Source organism: Halococcus morrhuae DSM 1307 (genome assembly GCF_000336695.1).
GTDB lineage: Archaea > Halobacteriota > Halobacteria > Halobacteriales > Halococcaceae > Halococcus > Halococcus morrhuae.
This window is the reverse complement of record NZ_AOMC01000047.1, coordinates 1-2884: the sequence shown is the minus strand read 5'-3', so window position 1 is coordinate 2884 and position 2884 is coordinate 1. Positions and strand designations below refer to the sequence as shown.

Here is a 2884-nt window from a genome sequence, read left to right as displayed (position 1 = left end):
GAAGAACAGTGGGCCAACGCGGATTTGAACCGCGGACCTCCCGGTTATCAGCCGAGCGCTCAACCTAACTGAGCTATTGGCCCGACACCAGTAGTTGCTCCCATCGGTTTGTAAGCGTTTCTCTTCGCGCTCTCAGTCCCGACTCGTATCGCCGTCGCGGTCGTGGACCTCGTAACTGCCGGCATCGACGTCGTAGGTGTCCTCTCCGTCGGGGAAGCCACCGCCGTAGGCGACGCCGCTGGCGATACCGCCCATCTTCCGGTCGAGATACGGGATGACGAGCCAGCGCTTGAGCGCTTTCCGGATGGGCCAGCGCGTCACCGGCACGACGAGCACCAGCCCGACGAGATCCGTCACGAACCCCGGCGTGAGCAGGAACGCGCCCGCGGCGATGAGCAGCCCGCCGTCAAGCAGTTCGTCGCCCGGCAGCGAGCCGTTCCGGATGCGCTCCTGGATCTTCCTGGCGGTGTGGCGGCCCTCGGAACGCACGAGCAGCATGCCGATCAGCGCCGTGAGAACGACCAGCGCCACGGCCCCGACGAAACCGAGCGACGTCTGTGTCGCCACGGCGACGAGCACCACCATGTCGAACAGCGGGATCAGAAGGAGCAATCCGAGTATCCGGAGCAGCATGGCTGCCCTACCGGTCGCGCACGCAAAACCCTTTCCTGACGAGCGTGTGGATCATTAGCCGATCCGCGACGCCGACCGATGAACTGCCGATGAGTTTATTGCTGTGGCCCGAAACGGGAGGACAATGGCTGATCTCAGCGACCTCGGTCTCTCCGAATACGAGGCGCGTGTCTACCGGGCGCTGCTCGACACCGGTCCGACGACCGCAAAGGAGCTCTCACGCGCCAGCGGCGTGCCGATGGGTCGCATCTACGACGTGCTCGCGAGCATCGAGACCCACAGCCTCATCAGATCACAGAGCGCCTCGCGACCGAAGAAATACGTCGCGGTCGAGCCCGAGACGGCGCTCTCGCGGCTGCTCGAAGACCGCCGGCGCGAACTCGAAGCCAGGGCCGACCAGTACGAAGAGGTCGTCGATGAGCTCGTCTGCGAACTCGACGCCAGCGAACCCGCCAACGAACGGTTCTGGACGGCGGCGGTCGGTGCCGAGGGGACGATCGACCTGCTCGAAGAGCGCCTCGCGGCCGCCGAGGAGAGCGTGGTGGTCGTCGCGGCGGTGCTGTCGGCCCAGTTCGACACGGCATCGGTCGGCAACCGCGTCACCGAGCGACTGGGCGCGGCCGTCGATCGTGGCGTCGACGTCTCGCTGCTGATGCATCCCGACCTCGTTACGGAACTCCCCGATGCCGTCAACGAGCGCTACGTGAACACGCTCTTGCCCCACGATCGCGTCAGCACGCGGATCAGCGACGCCGTCGAGCGGACTTTCACCGTGATCGACGGCGTCGAAACCTGTATCGAGGTGCCACACCCGCTCGACAGCACGCAGCTGTTCGCGATGATCGACGTCAAAGACCCCTCCTTCGCCGGCGAGATCACCCGTGAGTTCGAACCGCGCTGGGAGGGGGCCGAACGCCTCGACCTCGGCTAGTCGTCGGCCGGCGCTGCTTCGTCGAGTTCGGACCGGAGCTGTCCGACCGTCGCGACCCGCTCGGCGTGGGCGTTGTGCTGGTGGATCGATCCGTCAGTTGCACCGTTTTGCGTCGCTCGCGTCGCGCTCACGGTTTCACCGTTCGCGCAGATCGCGGCGCTTCGCGCCGCGCGCTCGCAAAAATCTGCACCAAAAATTCAGTCGTCGAGCTCGGATCGGAGCTGGCCGACCGTCGCGACCCGTTCGGCGTGGGCGTTGTGCTGGTGGATCGATTCGTCGTTCGACTGTTTCATCGTCACCACCGCGTCGTCGGCGAGATCGGGGAACTCGCTCACGACGCCTTCGGCCTGGTCGCGCACGCAGTCCTCGACGAACTTCGCGTTCGCGTGGGCGGCCTCCGTCATGTGGTCCTCGTCGGGGCGTTTGGCGAGGTTGTAGATACGGGCGCTCATCGAATCGCGCGCCACATCGATAAGATCGCGCAGGTCGACCTCGGGCGCGCCGTCGCTTTTCACGCGCAGCGTCGCGTGTCCGCGCTGGGAGTGGCCGGCCTGTGGTACCTCCTCCAAGAACTGCTCGGTGGTTTCGTCGTCGACGCCTAACTCGGATAGGGTCTCGCGGGCGCGGGAGGCCGACATGCCCTGCGAGCACGGACAGACGGTCATGCCCGTGACCCTGGCACCGATCTCCTCGGTCGTGCCTTCCTCGGTCGCACAGGCGCTGGCGATGATCGTCGCCGTGCCCTGGGTCTCCTTGTCGCTCGCAGGCGTCTGCTCGCGCGTGACGTATTCGGCTTCCATCTCGACGGTCGCCTCGGTCGTGTACTCGTGTTTGTCGAGCAGGCGCTCGGCGGCGTCGCCACAGACGTCCTCGACGCGGTAGGCGGGTTCGGCGACGGCCGTTTCGAGGGTCTCGTCGACGACCTCCATGTTCCGGCTCATGTCCGCGCCCTTGCGCCACGACGGCAGGTCGACGAACACCTCGAAGGTCGCCATCAGCACGATCGGGCGCTTGTTCTCCCGACCGAGTTTGACGAGTTTCTCGACGCCGGTGACGCCGACGTGATTGAGTCCCACGGTTACATCTGGCTGGGCAGCCTGTACGTCCGGCAGCTGCTGGCTCATTCGGCTGTTCGTTGGTGCTCCTCCCCGTTACACCTTGCGAAACGTCCCCAGTCTTGCTCCCTTCTCCCATCCCGTTTTTCCACTCACACACCCACCGCCATCCCCGTCCGGTCAGTCGAGTTTGTCGAGTGCGCTGAAGAACTCCAGCGAGGGGCCGGCGATGCGCGTCGGCTCGTCGGCGACACCGATCGTGACC

General features: G+C 65.7%; 4 protein-coding genes and 1 tRNA gene. 1 reads left to right on the top strand and 4 read right to left on the bottom strand.

From position 1 onward, the window contains the following. Window positions 1-9: 9 nt before the first annotated feature. Both C448_RS03115 and C448_RS03110 read right to left on the bottom strand, forming a co-directional pair. Window positions 10-83 (bottom strand) — tRNA-Ile (locus C448_RS03115). 49 nt (window positions 84-132) lie between these two features. Continuing rightward, window positions 133-633 (bottom strand): FxsA family protein, encoded by a 501-nt coding sequence (locus C448_RS03110; protein WP_004051855.1) that lies wholly within the window; start codon window positions 631-633, stop codon window positions 133-135. 124 nt (window positions 634-757) lie between these two features. Between C448_RS03110 and C448_RS03105 the strand changes: the two genes are divergently transcribed. Further along, entirely contained in the window at window positions 758-1564 is an 807-nt protein-coding gene (locus C448_RS03105) for a TrmB family transcriptional regulator (protein WP_004051854.1), read from the top strand. On the opposite strand, the gene C448_RS16875 is transcribed toward C448_RS03105, so the two are convergent. Both C448_RS16875 and mptA read right to left on the bottom strand, forming a co-directional pair. Then, window positions 1561-1695: a hypothetical protein gene (locus C448_RS16875; RefSeq protein WP_004051853.1), complete on the bottom strand. Its 135-nt coding sequence runs from the start codon at window positions 1693-1695 to the stop codon at window positions 1561-1563. The two genes, C448_RS03105 and C448_RS16875, sit on opposite strands and share 4 nt — an antisense overlap. Window positions 1696-1761: 66 nt before the next feature. Then, window positions 1762-2688 (bottom strand): GTP cyclohydrolase MptA, encoded by a 927-nt coding sequence (gene mptA / locus C448_RS03100; protein WP_004051852.1) that lies wholly within the window; start codon window positions 2686-2688, stop codon window positions 1762-1764. Window positions 2689-2884: the final 196 nt, after the last annotated feature.